This window comes from Neptuniibacter marinus (genome assembly GCF_965223595.1).
GTDB lineage: Bacteria > Pseudomonadota > Gammaproteobacteria > Pseudomonadales > Balneatricaceae > Neptuniibacter > Neptuniibacter marinus.
This window is the reverse complement of the sequence record NZ_OZ245004.1, coordinates 2,225,601-2,243,282: the sequence shown is the minus strand read 5'-3', so window position 1 is coordinate 2,243,282 and position 17,682 is coordinate 2,225,601. Positions and strand designations below refer to the sequence as shown.

Annotated in this window: 17 protein-coding genes; 15 read left to right on the top strand and 2 right to left on the bottom strand. The window is 43.6% G+C overall.

Translation table 11 applies throughout. The features are described from left to right. Window positions 1–4: 4 nt before the first annotated feature. The 7 genes from ACOQOE_RS10545 (at window position 5) to ACOQOE_RS10515 (ending at window position 6,132) form a co-directional block, all read left to right on the top strand. On the top strand, window positions 5–424 hold the full coding sequence (locus ACOQOE_RS10545; protein ID WP_420553948.1) for an ExbD/TolR family protein: 420 nt from the start codon (window positions 5–7) through the stop codon (window positions 422–424). Beyond that, a complete protein-coding gene (lpxK, locus tag ACOQOE_RS10540) occupies window positions 421–1,446 on the top strand; it encodes a tetraacyldisaccharide 4'-kinase (RefSeq protein ID WP_067867437.1) in 1,026 nt (341 codons plus the stop codon). The genes ACOQOE_RS10545 and lpxK overlap by 4 nt, the downstream gene beginning before the upstream one ends. After that, a complete protein-coding gene (locus ACOQOE_RS10535; protein WP_067867440.1) occupies window positions 1,439–1,624 on the top strand; it encodes a Trm112 family protein in 186 nt (61 codons plus the stop codon). The genes lpxK and ACOQOE_RS10535 overlap by 8 nt, the downstream gene beginning before the upstream one ends. Before the next feature lie 9 nt (window positions 1,625–1,633). Continuing rightward, complete coding sequence (gene kdsB / locus ACOQOE_RS10530) at window positions 1,634–2,404, top strand: 3-deoxy-manno-octulosonate cytidylyltransferase (protein WP_067867442.1); 771 nt, start codon at window positions 1,634–1,636, stop codon at window positions 2,402–2,404. A 3-nt stretch (window positions 2,405–2,407) separates the two neighbouring features. Continuing rightward, window positions 2,408–2,875, top strand: a complete 468-nt coding sequence (locus ACOQOE_RS10525; protein WP_067867445.1) for a low molecular weight protein-tyrosine-phosphatase — start codon at window positions 2,408–2,410, stop codon at window positions 2,873–2,875. Between the two features lie 2 nt (window positions 2,876–2,877). Further along, window positions 2,878–3,900, top strand: coding sequence for a UDP-N-acetylmuramate dehydrogenase (murB, locus tag ACOQOE_RS10520; RefSeq protein WP_231867975.1), 1,023 nt, complete (start codon window positions 2,878–2,880; stop codon window positions 3,898–3,900). Window positions 3,901–4,239: 339 nt separating this feature from the next. Then, entirely contained in the window at window positions 4,240–6,132 is a 1,893-nt protein-coding gene (locus ACOQOE_RS10515; protein ID WP_420553947.1) for a propionyl-CoA synthetase, read from the top strand. A 56-nt stretch (window positions 6,133–6,188) separates the two neighbouring features. On the opposite strand, the gene ACOQOE_RS10510 is transcribed toward ACOQOE_RS10515, so the two are convergent. Further along, window positions 6,189–7,034: an SDR family oxidoreductase gene (locus ACOQOE_RS10510; RefSeq protein WP_067867453.1), complete on the bottom strand. Its 846-nt coding sequence runs from the start codon at window positions 7,032–7,034 to the stop codon at window positions 6,189–6,191. A 246-nt stretch (window positions 7,035–7,280) separates the two neighbouring features. Between ACOQOE_RS10510 and pqqA the strand changes: the two genes are divergently transcribed. The 6 genes from pqqA to ACOQOE_RS10480 all read left to right on the top strand — a co-directional run bounded on the left by pqqA (window position 7,281) and on the right by ACOQOE_RS10480 (window position 12,570). After that, window positions 7,281–7,352 carry a pyrroloquinoline quinone precursor peptide PqqA gene (gene pqqA / locus ACOQOE_RS10505; protein ID WP_003243383.1) on the top strand — a complete coding sequence of 24 codons (72 nt, stop codon included), beginning with the start codon at window positions 7,281–7,283 and terminating at the stop codon, window positions 7,350–7,352. Between the two features lie 168 nt (window positions 7,353–7,520). Continuing rightward, entirely contained in the window at window positions 7,521–8,447 is a 927-nt protein-coding gene (gene pqqB / locus ACOQOE_RS10500) for a pyrroloquinoline quinone biosynthesis protein PqqB (protein ID WP_067869985.1), read from the top strand. Between the two features lie 33 nt (window positions 8,448–8,480). Beyond that, window positions 8,481–9,251, top strand: coding sequence for a pyrroloquinoline-quinone synthase PqqC (gene pqqC, locus ACOQOE_RS10495; RefSeq protein WP_420553946.1), 771 nt, complete (start codon window positions 8,481–8,483; stop codon window positions 9,249–9,251). After that, the gene (gene pqqD / locus ACOQOE_RS10490) at window positions 9,244–9,540 is read left to right on the top strand and encodes a pyrroloquinoline quinone biosynthesis peptide chaperone PqqD (protein ID WP_231868004.1); all 297 of its coding nucleotides are present in this window, start codon (window positions 9,244–9,246) and stop codon (window positions 9,538–9,540) included. The genes pqqC and pqqD overlap by 8 nt, the downstream gene beginning before the upstream one ends. Continuing rightward, the gene (pqqE, locus tag ACOQOE_RS10485) at window positions 9,515–10,693 is read left to right on the top strand and encodes a pyrroloquinoline quinone biosynthesis protein PqqE (RefSeq protein ID WP_067869979.1); all 1,179 of its coding nucleotides are present in this window, start codon (window positions 9,515–9,517) and stop codon (window positions 10,691–10,693) included. Before pqqD ends, pqqE begins: the two co-directional genes overlap by 26 nt. Next, window positions 10,693–12,570, top strand: a complete 1,878-nt coding sequence (locus ACOQOE_RS10480; protein ID WP_420553945.1) for a prolyl oligopeptidase family serine peptidase — start codon at window positions 10,693–10,695, stop codon at window positions 12,568–12,570. Before pqqE ends, ACOQOE_RS10480 begins: the two co-directional genes overlap by 1 nt. A 620-nt stretch (window positions 12,571–13,190) precedes the next feature. Here the strand turns inward: ACOQOE_RS10480 and ACOQOE_RS10475 are convergent. Further along, a complete protein-coding gene (locus ACOQOE_RS10475) occupies window positions 13,191–14,255 on the bottom strand; it encodes a porin (RefSeq protein ID WP_420553944.1) in 1,065 nt (354 codons plus the stop codon). Window positions 14,256–14,687: 432 nt separating this feature from the next. Between ACOQOE_RS10475 and ercA the strand changes: the two genes are divergently transcribed. Both ercA and ACOQOE_RS10465 read left to right on the top strand, forming a co-directional pair. After that, window positions 14,688–15,854 (top strand): alcohol dehydrogenase-like regulatory protein ErcA, encoded by a 1,167-nt coding sequence (ercA, locus tag ACOQOE_RS10470; RefSeq protein WP_231867949.1) that lies wholly within the window; start codon window positions 14,688–14,690, stop codon window positions 15,852–15,854. After that, entirely contained in the window at window positions 15,838–17,574 is a 1,737-nt protein-coding gene (locus tag ACOQOE_RS10465) for a PAS domain-containing hybrid sensor histidine kinase/response regulator (RefSeq protein WP_420553943.1), read from the top strand. The genes ercA and ACOQOE_RS10465 overlap by 17 nt, the downstream gene beginning before the upstream one ends. The last annotated feature ends 108 nt before the right edge of the window (window positions 17,575–17,682 follow it).

The following is a 17,682-nucleotide window of genomic DNA, read 5'->3' as shown; positions in this document are numbered from 1 at the left end:
TAGTGTGAGATTTCCTAGACAAAAACGGGAAGAGGTTAATGTAAACCTGACTCCACTGATTGATGTGGTTTTTCTGCTACTGATCTTCTTTATGGTTTCAACAACGTTTACAAAAGAAACTCATTTAGAAGTGGATCTTCCACAGGCATCGGGAGATAAAAGTGTTGTAGAAGAGCAAATCTTAGAGATATTAATCACGGATGAGGGAAATTACAGTGTTAATGGTAAGCCTCTAGTCAATACTCAAGCAACAACGTTACGACGGGCATTAAAAGAGCTGTCAGGTGAGAAACGAGATATGCCTCTTGTGATTACAGCTGATGCAAAGACACCACATCAATCAGTTGTTACTGCTATGGATGTTTCTGGGCAACTTGGTTTTAGTAAGCTAAGTATTACGACTAGGGATCCGGGCAGCGAATGAGTTGGCTTGAAACGCGCTGGTATAATAGTTTAGCACCGGCGCCTATTTTTTTAAGACCTTTAGAGGCTTTGTTCAAGTGTCTAGCAGGTCATAAAAAAAAGCGAGATCTGATCTCTCAATGGGACGCTCCAGTGCCTGTTATTGTTGTCGGCAATATTAGCGTGGGTGGGACAGGGAAAACCCCTTTAACCGTTTATTTAGTGGACCAGTTAAAGGCGCAAGGTTATAAGCCTGGCATTATTAGTCGGGGCTATAAAAGTAAAGCGCCTCAATATCCATTTGATGTTTCTCTTGCCGTCTCTTCAGATGAGTCAGGCGATGAGCCTTATATGCTGCAGCGCCGTTGTCAGTGTCCGGTTGTTATTGATGCTGATAGGCGATCTGCAGCGGAGTATCTGCTCTCTCATTATGACTGTGATCTGATCATTAGCGATGATGGTTTGCAACATTATCGCTTGGCGCGAGATATTGAGATTGCTGTAGTTGATAGTGAGAGGGGGTTAGGCAATGGTCATTGCTTGCCTGCCGGTCCGTTGCGTGAAGAGCCTTTACGCTTAAAGAGCGTAAATTATGTGGTTAGCAATGGCGGAGAGTGTGCAGCTTTACCTAAAGGGGTTGTTGCGTATGATATGCAGTTGATGCCTTGCTTTTTTCATCCATGTGGCTGGAATAGTGCGTCGAGTCGTTCTTATCCGTTCAATGAGTTTCCATATAAAAAAATTAATGCGGTGGCGGGCATTGGTCATCCTCAGCGTTTTTTTAATACGTTAAAATCAATAGTGGGTGCAGAGGTCTTAGGCTACCCAAAACCAGATCATTATTCATTTAGCGAGAGTGATTTTAATTTCGCTGATGGTGTAACCGTTATGACGGAAAAGGATGCTGTGAAGGTATCCACACTAAATTTAAAGAATGCATGGTATCTTGAGGTTTCAGCTCAGCTACCAGATAGTTTTATGTCAGTATTAATCGAGCAACTTAAACATATTGCGAATAAGAAGGGTAATAAACGTAATGGATAAAAAATTGTTAGATATTTTGGTATGCCCTGTCGCGAAAACGCCTTTGGAATACAATGAAGAAACAAAAGAGCTTATTTCAAAAGCGAGTGGTTTGGCATATCCGGTCCGTGATGATATTCCTGTATTGCTTGAAACAGAAGCGCGAGAGTTAACTTTAGAAGAACGTGAAAGTAAGTAAGGTAATTACATGAGTTTTGCTGTCATCATACCTGCGCGCTTTGCGTCAACGCGCTTTCCCGGTAAACCCCTTGCTGATCTGCAAGGTAAACCAATGGTTCAACATGTTTATGAACGAGCCTGTGAAAGTGAAGCCAGTCGAGTACTCATTGCTACAGATAATCAACAGATTGCTGATGTGGCACGTGGGTTTGGTGCTGAAGTCTGTATGACATCAGCAGATCACCCCTCAGGAACTGACCGCTTACAACAAGTAGTATCTGATTTAGGGTTTTACGCGGATGATATTGTTGTGAATGTTCAGGGTGATGAGCCTCTTGTCCCAGCTCGAATTATCAATCAGGTTGCACACAACTTAAAAGCAGAGCCTGAGGCAAGTATTGCGACCTTGAGTGAACCTATTACTGATATTGAAAGTTTACTTAATCCTAATGTGGTCAAAGTGGTGTCTGACATAAGAGGTATAGCTCTCTATTTCAGTCGAGCTCCAATCCCTTGGCCACGTAATGAGTTTGCTGACGATCCATCAAGATCATCTATGCCGCTCAATTTTCCATGGCAACGTCATATAGGTATTTATGCTTATCGCGTTAAGCTGCTGAATGACTTTGTTAAATGGTCACCCGCAGCGGTCGAAGAAACTGAATGCCTTGAGCAGTTAAGGGCTATGTGGAACGGCGCACGAATACATGTCGCTGAAGCAGATGAGCAACCACCGGCAGGTGTTGATACTCCTGAAGATCTGGAGCGTCTTAGACGTTTACTTGAGCAAGGCCTGTAATAGATGAAGAAGGTTCTATTTGTTTGTCTTGGTAATATTTGTCGCTCACCTACAGCGGATGGCGTGTTTAAGAAGTTGGTTAGCACGCAGAGACTTCATAATAAAATTTATGTAGATTCAGCAGGTACTGCTGCATATCACATAGGTAATCCGCCGGACTCCAGATCCATCGCGGCAGCAAAGCAGCGTGGTTACGATTTGTCATCTCTGCGTGCACGTCAGGTGATAAGTGCTGATTTTGAAGAGTTTGATTATGTGCTGGCGATGGATAATGAAAACCTCTCTAATCTGAAGTCTATATGTCCTGAAAGCGCCAAGGCTTATGTGGGCTTGTTTCTGGACTTTACTGCGCTGCCTGTAGATGAAGTGCCTGACCCTTATTATGGCGGTGAGGGTGGCTTTGAGCATGTACTCGACCTTGTTGAATCTGCATCGGCTGGTTTGTTACAGCATATTCAAAAGGAGCTATGAGAGTGCAGTGGCAAAAAGATATTGATCTGACCCATAAAAATAGCTTTGGTTTTCCTGCTATAGCGGATCATTTTGCAGAAGTGGATCAAATTGAAGATTTAGAATCGGTATTAGACTCTGTTGAAAAAAATGGCTGGCCACTTCTTATTTTAGGGGGTGGAAGTAATTTGGTTTTGAGGGAAAAGATTCCTGGCGCGGTTCTTTCTGTTGCAACACAAGGTTTAAATATTCTTGCTGATAATGAACATACAGCCATTATTGAAGTAGGCGCCGGTGAGAACTGGCATGGATTTATTACCCAATTATTGCAAAAAGGACTGCACGGTCTTGAAAACTTAGCCTTGATTCCAGGGAGTGTTGGTGCGGCTCCCGTGCAGAATATAGGTGCGTATGGTGTCGAGATCGCTGATTGTTTTCATAGCTTGACGGCGTACGATCGAATTAACAAAGAGCTGGTGCAGTTAGGCAAAGATGAATGCCAATTTGGCTATAGGGATAGTCTTTTTAAATCAGACGCTAAAGGTCGGTATATTATTTGGACCGTTCGCTTTTCTTTAAGCACGGTTTTCACCCCTAAGATTGGATACAAAGGGATTTCAGATCATTTAGATGCTTTAGGCATTGTTGAGCCTAGTGCCTATCAAGTTTATCAAGCGGTATGTGATATCCGCATGGGCAAACTGCCACTCCCAACTGAATTAGGCAATGCTGGCAGCTTTTTTGAAAATCCGATTGTCACTGAATCGACGTATCAGCGCTTAAAAGCTCAGTTTCCAGATATTGTTGCTTATCCCGATAAAGCCGGTCATTTTAAGTTAGCTGCAGGATGGTTAATTGATCGAGCTGGCTGGAAAGGCTGTCGAGTGGGCGAGGTTGGTGTATACGACAAGCAGGCCTTAGTGTTAGTAAACTATGGGCAAGGGCTTGCTACCGATCTGCTTAAACTAGCTGAAGATATTTCCCTTTCGGTTAAAAATCAGTTTGATGTGAAGCTGAAAATAGAGCCTAGAATCTATCCTGAATAAACTTCAGATATATTGATCTATTTTTTAAAGCGCTGCTCCTTAGAGTGGCGCTTTTTTGTTTGCGGCCGCGAAAGTTAATCGTTTTATCATTCTTTCGTATAGTAGTGGTTTTCGTATATTGTCGACAATCTGTATTTCTGCTCCTGTGAAATGGGGCTTTGATAACCATTAGCAGTTTATAATTACTCCTTGCTGCAGTAGCAAATAAACCTTTTGTAGTAGATTAATCTACAATAAAGTCAGATAAAGTGTGCGTATAAATCAAAGTAAGTGTCTACAATAATTATAAGCTTGCTAAAAACAACCGATCGTTAACTTTATTATAAAGGGCCTTAGCACATGTCCTATCAGGCAGAATATTCAAAATCTATAAATACACCCGAAGCGTTCTGGGGTGAAAAAGCTCAGGATCTAGCATGGTATAAGCAACCAGAGAAAATTCTTTCCAAGGATGAGAATGGAATAGATCGCTGGTTTGCCGATGGCGAGCTTAACACCGCATATCTTGCTCTTGATTACCATGTTGAGAATGGTCGTGCCGATAATACGGCGATTATTTATGATTCACCGGTGTCTGGGCAGAAGCGTAAAATTTCATTTTTAGAACTGCGTGATGAAGTCGCTAAGTTTGCTGGCGTGCTTAAAGCTCAAGGTGTAGAGAAAGGCGATCGTGTTGTTATTTATATGCCAATGGTGCCTGAAGCCTTGGTAGCGATGCTTGCTGTTGCTCGCTTGGGTGCTATTCACTCTGTCGTCTTTGGTGGTTTTGCCCCCCATGAATTAGCGGTACGAATTGATGATGCTGAGCCGAAAGTGATTGTTTCTGCTTCATGTGGCATTGAGATTTCAAAAGTTATTGAATATAAGCCCATGCTGGATGAGGCGATTGAAAAGTCTGCCTACAAGCCTTCTGCCTGTGTGATATTACAGCGCCCAGAAGCTAAAGCTACAATGATTGAAGGTCGAGATATCGATTGGAAAGAAGCAGTAGCAAATGCAGAGCCAGCGGATTGTGTGCCAGTTAAAGGTACCGACCCACTTTATATTTTGTATACATCAGGTACTACAGGTAAGCCTAAAGGTGTTGTACGTGATAACGGTGGCCATGCGGTTGCCATGAAATATTCTATGAAATCAATTTATAACGTTGAAGCGGGTGATGTTTTCTGGGCTGCTTCCGATGTAGGTTGGGTTGTAGGTCACTCTTATATTGTTTACGGCCCTCTCTTGGCTGGTTGTACGACAATTGTTTATGAAGGTAAGCCGGTACGGACACCTGATGCAGGTGCGTTTTGGCGTGTTTGTGAAGAGTATAAAGTTAAAGTGCTCTTTTCTGCGCCAACAGCTTTCCGTGCGATTAAGAAGGAAGACCCTGAAGGTAAGCTAATCGCAAATTACGATCTATCTAATCTCCACACAGTCTTTATGGCTGGCGAGCGTTTAGATCCACCAACTTATCATTGGACTATGGAAGTAACAGGCAAGCCTGTTATTGATCACTGGTGGCAGACCGAAACAGGTTGGGCGATCTGTGGCAATATGACCGGTATTGAAACGCTTCCACCAAAAGCAGGATCTGCGACTGTGCCTATCTCTGGTTTCAATGTTCAGATTCTTGATCCTGATGGGAATGAGCTTCCAGCGGGTGAGCAAGGCGCAATAGCTTTGAAATTACCGCTACCTCCTAGCTGTTTACCAACAGTGTGGGGTGATTATGAGCGTTTCCGTACGGGTTATTTGACTGACTACCCAGGCTACTACTGTTCCGGCGATGGCGGTTATAAAGATGAAGATGGCTATGTTTTCATTATGGGGCGTACCGATGATGTTATTAACGTAGCGGGTCATCGTTTATCTACAGGTGAAATGGAAGAGATTGTTGCAGATCATCCTGCTGTAGCTGAATGTGCTGTTATTGGTATTAATGATCCATTGAAAGGGCAGCAGCCTATAGGGTTTGTTTTGCTGAAGAATGGCGTTGATATTGATGGTCAGCAACTCGAATCAGAACTTGTTGCATTAGTGCGTAAAGAGATCGGTGCTGTTGCTTGTTTTAAGCGCGCAGTTATTGTTGATCGCTTGCCAAAAACGCGCTCAGGAAAAATCTTACGTAAATTGATGCGACAGATAGCAGATGGTCAAGATTACACTGTCCCTTCTACTATCGATGATCCTGTTAGTTTATCGGTCATTGAAGACGTTATGTCTGAAAATGGTTTAATAACTTCGTAAAGTTTTAACAGTGTATTACCCTTAGCTCTGTGCAGGCGATCTTCGGATCGCCTTTTTTATTTATTCTCGCTATTAGATATTTTGTTAAGCACCCAGTCTAAGCATCTTGTAGAAAGAGCTCTCCGCAGTATGGCGAATAACTTAGTAGGAAAAGTAACGTAATAGCGGGATTTTGGTCGATTGCTTTCTAAAGCATGCTTTAACGCCAGATAAACGGCGTCAGGGCCTAAGGTAAAAGCATCTTTTTTCTGGGTAGACTTTTCTTTCGCTAATCGTCTTTGTACTGCCGTATATATATCTTTATGTGCGCTTGTTTCTACATCAATATTGTTATTGAAAGCAATATGGGCATTTTTTCTAAAACTGCTCTCTATAGGGCCCGGTTCAATTAGGCTCACTTTTATATTGGTATCAGAAAGCTCCTGCCTCAACGTATCTGTTAATCCCTCTAGTGCAAATTTAGAGGCGTTATACGCACCGCGATATTTCATGGTAATAAGACCTAAAACCGAGCTGTTTTGAATGATTCGTCCATGCCCTTGTTTTCTCATCTGTTTGATAGCTTTGCAGGTAAGTTCATGCGTGCCGAATAGGTTGGTCTCGAACTGTTGGCGTAATGTGTCGCGTGATAAGTCTTCTACTGCACCTGGCTGACCATAGGCCCCATTATTGAAGAGGGCATCGAGTTGGTTAGTTTGCTGAAGAACCCAATCTAAGGCGTAGCTAATAGATTCGCTATCTTGGAGGTCTAGTTTTATGCTTTGAAAGCCTTCTCTTAATAGGCGATCCACATCGACCTGCTGGCGGGCAGTGGCAAAGACTTGATAGCCATCGGCTTGCAACGCCTTGGCACAATAATAACCTATACCTGAAGAGCAGCCAGTAATAAGAATAGTAGGCATTATTAATAGACCTTGTTGTTGAATTTAACGGGGCGGTCAATGCCGCTGATTATTGTTGCAAACTTTAGCATATTGATATAATTCATGTTCAGCGCTATAGTGAACTAATAGAACGGATGGCAGGACTCTCATTCAAACGAAATGAGGTGTTTTTTAATTCCAAAGTATCATATATGATATAGGTCAGCCTTCTTATTATGTTTATGGTATACACCTTTTAAATAACAAAAACAGAGGATAAGCATTATGTGGACTAAGCCAGCTTACACAGACCTTCGTATCGGTTTTGAAGTAACTATGTACTTCGCAAATCGTTAATAGAAAATTCTATTTTTGATTCTATAATTACCCCGGCCTTTGTCGGGGTAATTTATCTTGGAAGGACCCTAATCGCGTTCGCGATCTCTTAAATGCTATCCGCTCACTTTCCTGTTACGTTGCATCTTGTTAAACACAGGAATATGACAGTCATAAAGAAGAAAAATAATGAAAGTACAAGTATTAGGCTCAGCCGCTGGCGGCGGTTTTCCTCAGTGGAACTGTAACTGTCGTAACTGTGCAGGCGTGCGTGCCGGCACTATCAATGCAAAAACCCGAACACAATCCTCCATTACTGTCAGTGTTGATGGCGAGAACTGGATTCTCTTTAATACCTCGCCCGACATCCGTGAACAACTTGCCAACTTTGGCCCTATGCAACCGAATCGTGCAATCCGCGATACTGGGATTGCTGCGATCGTTTATATGGATAGTCAGATCGACCACACCACCGGCTTATTGATGCTGCGTGAAGGGTGTCCCCACAATATCTGGTGCACTGAGATGGTTGAGCAGGACCTGACCTCAGGTTTCCCTGTTTTTAATATGCTTAAACATTGGAATGGGGGGAATAATATTAACCGCATTCCAATTAATGATGGCGATGAGGCGAATGAGTTTGTTGTTCCTCAAGTGCCAGAGTTAACGTTGACCGCGGTTCCGTTGTTGAGCAGTGCGCCGCCGTACTCGCCTCACCGTGATGATCCGCATCCGGGTGATAATATCGGTATACAAATCGAAGATACCCGCACCGGTAAAAAATTGTTCTATGCACCTGGCTTAGGTCAGATTGAACCCCATCTACGCGCGTATATGGAATCCGCCGATGTGTTGCTTGTTGATGGCACGATTTGGCAGGAAGACGAGCTTATCGTTACCGGTGTCGGTGACAAGCTGGGCGTAGCAATGGGGCATCTACCGCAGTCAGGGAAGGGTGGCATGATCGAGTACTTAGATACGTTGGAAAAACCGCGCAAAGTACTGATTCATATAAACAACACCAACCCGATACTGGATGAAGACTCTGCCGAGCATGCAGAAGTTCTTTCCCATGGTATAGAGATCTCTTACGACGGAATGTCCATAGAGCTTTAAGCCTACCAGTGATGTGTAGAGGCCATAGAAATTATGACAAGCAAAGCAAGCGATAAACAGCCGATGAGCCGCGATGAGTTTGAAGCGGCGCTACGTGCGAAAGGCGATTTTTATCATACGCAACACCCTTATCATATCGCCATGTATGACGGTAAATGCACCCCCGAACAGATTCGAGGTTGGGTGGCTAACCGTTTCTATTACCAAATTAGCATTCCCGTAAAAGATGCCGCGATTATGGCTAACTGCCCTGATCGTGATGTGCGCAGACATTGGGTGCAACGTGTGTTGGATCATGATGGCTACAACGGCGCAGTGGGTGGGATCGAAGCCTGGTTGTGTCTTGGTGAGGCCGTAGGCCTGAATCGAGAAGAGATACTCTCCTGTGAGCATGTATTACCGGGTGTGCGTTTTGCAGTGGATGCTTACATCAACTTTGCCCGTCGTGCTTCGTGGCAAGAAGCCGCTAGCTCCTCGCTCACGGAGATGTTTGCGCCAACGATTCACCAAAACCGTTTAGATACGTGGCCACAGCACTATCCTTGGATTAAAGATGATGGTTATCAGTACTTTAAAAACCGTCTGTCGGAAGCCCGTCGTGATGTGGAACATGGATTAGGTATTACCCTTGATCACTACACCACCCGTGAGCAACAATACCGTATGCTTGAGATTCTGCAGTTTAAGCTGGATGTCCTTTGGAGCATGCTAGATGCGATGACCATGGCCTATGAGCTGAAACGTCCACCGTACCATACAGTGACGGATCAACGGGTTTATCACAAAGGGTTATTTAATGAGTGATAGGTTAATGAGTGATATTGAGATAACAGCGGCCTCAGTGCCGGTGTTAAATAAGATGTTTCGCTTTCAATGGGAAAAAGCACAAAACTGTTTTGTGTTGCTTTACCCTGAAGGAATGATTCAACTCAACGGTCCCGCGGGCGAGATTCTAGGCTTAGTGGATGGCGAGCGTTCCGTCGCCGCCATTACATCAGAGCTGGAAGCCAAGTTCCCTGACTCGGGTGATCTGAGTGGCGATATTATCGAGTTTCTAGGAGAAGCACATGGCCAACACTGGATCACCTTGTAACGCACAACCGACACCGCCGATAATTAGCGATGACAAATCTCACGGGCAGCCACTTTGGCTGCTCGCAGAGCTGACCTACAAATGCCCACTGCAATGCCCATACTGCTCCAACCCGCTTGATTTTTCTGACTTTGGTGGCGAACTTACCACCCAGCAATGGTTGGATGTTTTCCAACAAGGGCGAGATCTGGGGGCGGTTCAGTTGGGTTTTTCAGGCGGTGAGCCTCTTGTTCGTAAAGACCTGATTGAACTGATTGGTGGCGCCCATGAGATGGGGTACTACACCAACCTAATCACCTCAGGGGTCGGGCTGAATGAGCATAAAATGGCTGAGTTTCAGCAGGCTGGCTTAGATCATATCCAAGTCAGCTTTCAGGCCAGTGACGAATCGGTTAATAGTATGCTGTCGGGCTCTAAAAAAGCCTTTGAACAAAAGCTGAAAATGGCTAAAGAGGTTAAAGCCCAAGGTTATCCTATGGTGCTCAACTTCGTCACCCATCGTCATAATATTGATCGCATCGACCGTATTATAGAACTGTGTGTGGAGCTTGATGCCGACTATGTTGAGTTAGCCACCTGCCAATACTACGGCTGGGCTTATGAAAACGTAGAACAGCTACTCCCAACCCGTGCGCAACTTGAGCGTGCTGAACGTATTACCAATGAGTACCGTGCCAAACTAGCGGCTGAAGGTAATCCGATCAAGCTGATCTTCGTGACACCTGATTACTACGAAGAACGGCCTAAAGGCTGCATGAATGGTTGGGGGCAAGTGTTCCTGACGGTTACGCCGGATGGTAAAGCGCTCCCGTGTCATAGTGCACGAATGTTGCCGATCGAGTTCCCGAATGTTACCGAGATGAGCTTACAGGAGATCTGGGATACGAGTCCTGGGTTTAATCACTTCCGTGGTAATGCCTGGATGAAAGAGCCGTGTCGTAGCTGTGATGAGAAAGATAAAGACTTTGGTGGTTGTCACTGTCAGGCCTTTATGCTGACAGGGGATATGTACAACGCGGATCCGGTCTGTGCCAAGTCAGAGCATCATCACCTGATCGAAGAAGCGCGGGAACGTGCGGAAGCGGTGGTTAATAATCCTGATGAGTTTACCTTCCGAAATGAGCGTAACTCTAAAGTATTTGCTAAGGGTTAATGTTGAAAGTAGGTTCGGTTCCTAAGTTAAATGCAAAAACACGCTCGGGTTTCTGGTCTACAGAGCTAAATGAGCAACGAGTTGTTAGTGCTAATGTTGAATATAGCCAGCTGCGATGTTCATTTGAGGGAGTGCCTTATTGGGTAGAGCTTAGGCCTGACGATCGCTCTCGCTGTGTTTTATGTTATGAAAAAGAGGGGGTGATCGTTGATATTACGCCTACACAATATAGTGTTCGTAGCAAAGTACATGAGTATGGTGGGCAAAGCTGGTGCTTTGTTGATGACGGGATTATTTTCACCAATGAGCATGATCAGCAACTTTACCTGCAAAAAAACTTATCGGATTCATTGTCTTCTTGCCAGCAGATCACAGCAGAAATTAATTCTCGCTTTATAGAGCCTGTGTGGGACCAGCATAATCGTCAAGTTATAGCGGTAGAAGAGCAGCATAACTCTGACAATGTTATCAATCGCTTAGTTGCGATCTCTTTGACTACAGGCAAAGTAAGGTTGCTTCATGAAGGCTATAGTTTTTATAGCTACCCTGCACTTAATCCACAGAAAAACGAGTTAGCATTTATTGCATGGAATCATCCATTTCAACCTTGGATATCCACGGAGCTGGTTTCTCTTCAACTTGAAGACCTTACTGTCAGCGTAATGGCAGGGCAGGTGCGCGAGGAAGCTCTATCGCAGCCGCTTTACTGTCCTGATGGGCAGTTATATGTGGTTAGTGATCGTGATGGGTGGTGGAATATCTATCGTTATGACGCTCTTAATGGCGCTTTAGAGCCGCATCTGTCCTCTCCTCAGGATATGATCTCTGCACCATGGCAGTCTGGTTTAAGACATTATGCCTGTACAGATTCCGGCATATCGCACCTATTAATCGCACATGAAGGAAGTGAGCTTTACCATCAGGGTTGTCGTGTTAAAAAAGACACGATGAGTTATTTTCACTCATTGCAGGTCTCAAATGGGAAATTATATGCAATAGCTAGCTCTCTAGATCGTTTAGATGCAGTCATTGAGGTCAATGAGTCACTTCAATTTAGGCGTTTAACTGGAGGAGGCGCTCCTTTAGATAAAACGGACTGTTCTGAGCCAAAAGCGCGTGTGTTTGGTTCAGGAAAGGATCGTTGCTATGGGTATTTATACTCAGCAAAAAACCACCGTTATACTGAAAGTGAAGAGAGTGCGCCGCTTGTTGTTTTTCTGCATGGGGGGCCTACAGCGGCTAGCTATCCAGTATTGAATTTAAAAATTCAGTATTGGACGCAACGAGGGTTCTCGGTGCTTGACCTCAATTATAGAGGTAGTAGTAATTATGGCCGAAGCTATAGATTAGCGCTTGAGCATGCTTGGGGTGACATTGAAGTTAATGATATTAGCTTAGCGGTTACCTCTTTGATTAATGAAGGTGTTGCAGATCCTAGTGCTGTGTTTATTCGAGGGAATAGCTCGGGAGGATATAGTGCGCTAAATGCCTTATGTCAGCTTGACCTGTTCACTGCTGGAGCAAGCCTCTATGGTGTTACTGATCCGGCGGTGCTGAATGATTGCACCCATAAATTTGAGTCTCATTACCTTGGCTGGTTGATTGGCGATCCTATAGTTGATGCTGAGCGATACAGATCCTTGTCGCCTATTTATCATGCTGCCGATATAGGATCCCCTGTTATCTTTTTTCAGGGCGAAAAAGATAAAGTTGTACTCCCTGAGCAGACTCGCGCTATGGTCGCTGAGCTGAAGGGTAAAGGCGTTGATGTTGAAGCTCATTACTTTAGTGATGAGGGGCATGGCTTTCGTCAGAAAGAGAATGTAGTGCATGTGCTGGCGGAGGAGCTTCGTTTTTATAGAAAGTACCTGCCCTAAACTCAGTAACACTTCTCTCTATTATTAGTCTCAAACATCCGTTTTTTGTTTTCGCTTCCCCTGATTTTGTCTATGTCGTTGTATAGAACAACAAGTCGTATCTTACGGATGGAAACTAAAGTATTAGATAAAATCGTTCTGTTGCAGAGCATAAATTATTGCCATTAAGCCTGATAATAGACCCACTAAAGAGCTTACCTAGCTCTTTGCATCCACTCTCTGGTTTCTGAGTTTTCTATCTAAAGCTCTAACCGTCGTACTTCGCCTGCTTTTTAGCAGGCTTTTTTTTGCCTGAGATCACCCCGCCTAATTTTACTTTGCCTTAGATGGTTTATCTTTTGCGTGTTCGATTTATCTAGCGAAGTATTTTTATAGTATATATCTGTAATCTGAGCTGATACGGCTGTGTTGAGTATGTCGAGGCTTTGTAGCACATGAGCTTAAGCGTTAATGGTTGGCGAGGTTAATGCGAAGGGTTTCGTGTAGGTGTCTGTGTAATAAGCGGGAGGATTGGTTCGGCTTGTCGGCGAAGGTTTGCTGGTATTAAAAATAAAGAAGGCCGCGGCTCTGGAGAAGGGGGGACAGAGCGGCGGCCAATGGTTCTAACTTTTAAGCAGGGCTTACCAGCTTAGAGCAGCACCAATTGCGAACTGCTTAGTTTCGTTACCAGCAGTGTTGTCAGCGATATCGTATTCAGCAATCAGTTTTAGGCTGCTGTTAACATCGTAGAAGTATGCAATAGAGTCCATTTCATTCTCGCTTGCGGCATTAGTATCTGTCTCGCCGTGAGAAAGTACAATACGGTGACCGTTAGCGCCATAAGATGCTTGAACAAGGTAACCATCAGATTCAACATTGCTTGCAACTGTGCTGTCAGCCAAAATAGAGCTAATACCTTCCTGATCAAAACCAGAAACTGTAAATTGGAACCCGGACATGGCAATACGAGCACCGTAAGCAATACCTTCTACGCTGCCACCATCATTAGTAGATTCACCGCTAGCTGCGCCAACCCAAGCATTAAACTTGCCGCCATCGAAATCAGTCGCGTAAGTTAACTCGCCTTCGAAACGAGCTGAGTCAGAAGCCGCGCTAGCGCTAGTAGTGGAGTCTTCCGAGCTATCTAGTACACCAACTGCAAGCTGGAAGCCATTGCTGACTGGTGTGCGGTAACTGATTTGAGCTTTAGGTGTAGCAAATGGGTAACCTACGGAGATGTTACCAAATGTTACGCCGCCAGAATTGATCTGTGGTAGACCGGTACCAAGCAATAGTTCATCAGAGAAAATGTTGCTACGAGCATATAGACCAAAATCTTTACCGAAAAGAACCTGACCGAAGTCGCCGTCAACAGTGCCGTAGAATTGACGAATATCAACAGCTGTATCAGTTACGTTAGATGAACCATCGTTAATGCTAACCCAGAAAGAAGAACGACCGCCCACTTTTAAGTCATCAATCTGTTTGCTTACATTGAAGCCGATCCAGTTTGGTAGGAAACCCATGCGAACACGAGACTCGTCTCCAGCTGTATCAGAATCAGTCTGAACGTAGAATGCGTTAAAATGACCATCTGCAGAGAAAGTAGTGCCATCCTGGTTATACAGTTCAATTGCAGCACTGGCCTGAGTGCTGATTCCCATTGCTACTGCTACTGCTAACAGTTTAGCTTTATTATTTTTCATGTCGCCCCCGAAAATACGGATTTATTTTTTGTTAAACGTTGCAGCGATTATCATGAACTTGATGTTTAACTTGTATCGGACAGAAGCACAGGTATAGGTAAACCTTAGTGTGCTTGTACCTTTAGTGATTTCGGGTATGATTCTGAAGATGCGCAGTATTGGGGCGAAGGGGTTATAGACCTGATTAGTACTAAAGGTTGTATTTATTGTGCGCCTGCATCATTTGGGTGCAGGCTTATAGTAACGTCAAAATATGACTTAATAATGACTATTGATCAGTATGAGTAAAAGGTTAAAGCGCACCCAAAAACTAATAATAAAATTAAGTGCTTATTCTTCTAAAATTTTTTTGTTGTAATCTAACATAGCTTTAAATGCGGTCATAACAATAATGCAGACCTAGCCGTTTTTGACGGCTAGGGTATGGTAGTCATGATGAGTAGTGATATCTCTAATCTTAGAAAGTTCATTTCCCCTGAAATTATTTTTGGCGTGGGTGCGCGTAAATCTGTTGCAAATTATGCGCGAACATTCGGGGCGCGAAAAGTATTAGTGGTGTCTGACCCAGGCGTTGTTGCCGCTGGGTGGTTAGATGAGATCTGTAATCTCTTATCTGAAGCAGATATCGAATATGCAACCTTTACGGATGTATCGCCTAATCCTCGTGTCAATGAAGTGATGAGTGGAGCGCAGGTGTATCAAGAAGCTCAATGCAATGTCATTGTGGCTATTGGTGGCGGAAGCCCTATGGATTGTGCAAAAGGGATTGGCATTGTAAGTGCTAACGGTAAGCATATCCTAGATTACGAAGGGATCGATACAATTCACTTGCCGATACCTCCCTTGATCTTTATTCCTACGACGGCGGGCACATCCGCAGACGTATCCCAATTCGCTATTATTTCAGATCCTATTGAAAAGATTAAAATATCCATTGTCAGTAAAGCGGTTGTGCCTGATGTGTCACTTATTGATCCTGAAACAACCATAACAATGGATCCATTCTTAAGTGCTTGCACCGGTATTGATGCGCTTGTGCACGCAATTGAAGCGTTTGTTTCTACAGGATCAGGGCCGCTAACGGATATGCATGCACTTGATGCCATGCGGCTTATTAATGAAAATATTGTAACCCTAGTTGCCAATCCTTTTGACATTAAAACCCGAGAGCAAATTATGCTTGGGTCGATGAAAGCCGGGTTGGCATTTTCTAACGCTATTTTGGGTGCTGTACATGCTATGTCCCATAGCTTGGGTGGGTATCTGGATCTTCCGCACGGTTTATGTAATGCCATGCTGTTAGAACATGTTATTGACTTTAATTATAAAGAAGCACATGAGCGCTTTAAGGTCGTCGCTGAAACATTGGGAATTGATACCCGAGGATTGAATACACAACAGGTTCAGGCTCGTCTGATGAATACTGTTATTACGTTGAAAAAAAATGTTGGTCTCACACAAAAGATGGCAGAAACTGGAGTGCATATTAGCGATATCCCCATGCTTTCTGATCATGCCTTGCTTGACCCTTGTATACTTACCAACCCTAGAAAGTCTAACAAGCGAGATGTAGCTGCAGTATATGAAGAAGCACTCTAACACCGCTAATGACACCCTAACTAACTTGATGGGTTTGGGTAATCATTCCGTCCGGAAAAACTATTATTCTGAACTCGTTAATAAGCTTGATGAATTAGAACAAGAGAAAAACCGTTACAAATGGCTATTCGAGAATGCCCAGCATGGGATATTCCAAGCACAGCTGGATGGTGGAATACTCAATGCCAATCCGGCTATAGTCCATATTTGTGGCTATACATCATCTAAAGAATTCTGTGATACCGTTACCGATCTTGAATCCTTATTGTTTTGTTGCGTAGATGCATATGAAGATTTCAGATACAACCTCGTACAGTCTGGTAAAGTTTCTGGGTTTGAGACTATCTTTCTACGTGCGGATGGTCAGTGCATCCACGTTTCGATTAATGCTTTATTGAAAGACAATCAAGGTGAGCATCCCACTATTGAAGCTTTTATTAAAGATATAACGGAAAGAAAGAAGGCAGAGGAGCAGCTAAAGCAATTGAATGAAGAGTTGGAGCTACGCGTTACAAGTCGAACACAAGAGCTTGTTTCCCTGAACAATAAGCTTTGGCAGGAGATTAGTGATAGAGAGAGCGCACAGAAAGAACTTCAAATTGCTAAAGAGGCTGCAGAAGAGGCGAATCGAGGTAAAGATAAATATTTAGCAGCAGCCAGTCATGACCTGCTTCAACCAATGAACGCCGCAAGGTTACTTATATCAGCATTACGTGAGCGTAGTTTGCCTCAACAGGATGCTCATTTAGTTGAGCGCGTACATATGGCATTAGAAAATGCCGAAGATCTTTTAACAGATCTCCTCGATATTTCGAAGCTAGATCAAAATGCGGTCACATTGGATGTTAGCTGCTTTAGATTAGATCATCTGCTTAATTCCATGGTTAGTGAATTTCAGCCGGTAGCAGAAGATAAAGGGATAGAGTTGAAATTACAGCCAAGCAGTGTTGTTGTGAAATCAGACTCAAGATTACTGCTTCGTATTATTCGCAACCTGATTAGTAATGCGATCCGCTATACGTCGGCAGGTAAGGTTCTTGTCGGCTGTCGGCGAAAGAAAGGTGTTATCCGCATTCAGGTACTCGATACAGGTATAGGTATTCCTGACAACAAACTAGGCGCTATTTTCAAAGAATTTAATCAACTCGATAGACCTAATGCTAAAGATAGGCAAGGGGTTGGGCTTGGTTTAGCTATTGTGGAACGTATCGCCACTATATTGGGACATGACTTATCTGTTAGATCTATAGAAGGAAAAGGTTCGATTTTTTCTGTGGATGTGCCTTTTGTCGAGTACTTTCCGGATAGTCCTGAGCTCACGCCATTCCATTCCCCACAAATCAATATGCTCAATGATCTATCTATTCTGGTCATTGATAACGAAGAGAATATTCTTGTTAGTATGGATGCGTTACTCAGTCAATGGGGGTGCAGTATTGTTACAGCATCTAGCGCAGAAGAAGCCCTCATACTTTGTCAAGATGAAGAGTTTACGCCTGATGTAATTCTTGCGGACTACCATCTAGATAATGGTTTACTGGGTACTGATGGAATAGCATTAATTAGGGACAACTACTCTTCATTAATTCCGGCCCTTATTTTGACTGCTGATAGAAGCAGTGAATCGGGTCAGATGTTTAAGGAGATGGGATTGCCTGTTATTAATAAGCCGGTAAAACCAAGTAAACTTCGTGCGCTTTTGACACATTTATGTCAGTAGGTAAGGCCTGTCCTGATAATGTTAATTACCAACAACATTTGACGCTATTATCAAATGCTTAGCTCTTTTTTAAATTTAATTAAAAGGGGACTCAAGTAGTATATTGGT

Excerpts from the sequence above, each read along its gene's own strand:
- lpxK (WP_067867437.1), top strand. The coding sequence starts at position 421 with ATGAGTTGGCTTGAAACGCGCTGGTATAATAGTTTAGCACCGGCGCCT.
- ACOQOE_RS10535 (WP_067867440.1), top strand. The coding sequence starts at position 1,439 with ATGGATAAAAAATTGTTAGATATTTTGGTATGCCCTGTCGCGAAAACG.
- kdsB (WP_067867442.1), top strand. The coding sequence starts at position 1,634 with ATGAGTTTTGCTGTCATCATACCTGCGCGCTTTGCGTCAACGCGCTTT.
- ACOQOE_RS10525 (WP_067867445.1), top strand. The coding sequence starts at position 2,408 with ATGAAGAAGGTTCTATTTGTTTGTCTTGGTAATATTTGTCGCTCACCT.
- ACOQOE_RS10515 (WP_420553947.1), top strand. The coding sequence starts at position 4,240 with ATGTCCTATCAGGCAGAATATTCAAAATCTATAAATACACCCGAAGCG.
- ACOQOE_RS10510 (WP_067867453.1), bottom strand. The coding sequence starts at position 7,034 with ATGCCTACTATTCTTATTACTGGCTGCTCTTCAGGTATAGGTTATTAT.
- pqqB (WP_067869985.1), top strand. The coding sequence starts at position 7,521 with ATGAAAGTACAAGTATTAGGCTCAGCCGCTGGCGGCGGTTTTCCTCAG.
- pqqC (WP_420553946.1), top strand. The coding sequence starts at position 8,481 with ATGACAAGCAAAGCAAGCGATAAACAGCCGATGAGCCGCGATGAGTTT.
- pqqD (WP_231868004.1), top strand. The coding sequence starts at position 9,244 with ATGAGTGATAGGTTAATGAGTGATATTGAGATAACAGCGGCCTCAGTG.
- pqqE (WP_067869979.1), top strand. The coding sequence starts at position 9,515 with ATGGCCAACACTGGATCACCTTGTAACGCACAACCGACACCGCCGATA.
- ACOQOE_RS10480 (WP_420553945.1), top strand. The coding sequence starts at position 10,693 with ATGTTGAAAGTAGGTTCGGTTCCTAAGTTAAATGCAAAAACACGCTCG.
- ACOQOE_RS10475 (WP_420553944.1), bottom strand. The coding sequence starts at position 14,255 with ATGAAAAATAATAAAGCTAAACTGTTAGCAGTAGCAGTAGCAATGGGA.
- ercA (WP_231867949.1), top strand. The coding sequence starts at position 14,688 with ATGATGAGTAGTGATATCTCTAATCTTAGAAAGTTCATTTCCCCTGAA.
- ACOQOE_RS10465 (WP_420553943.1), top strand. The coding sequence starts at position 15,838 with ATGAAGAAGCACTCTAACACCGCTAATGACACCCTAACTAACTTGATG.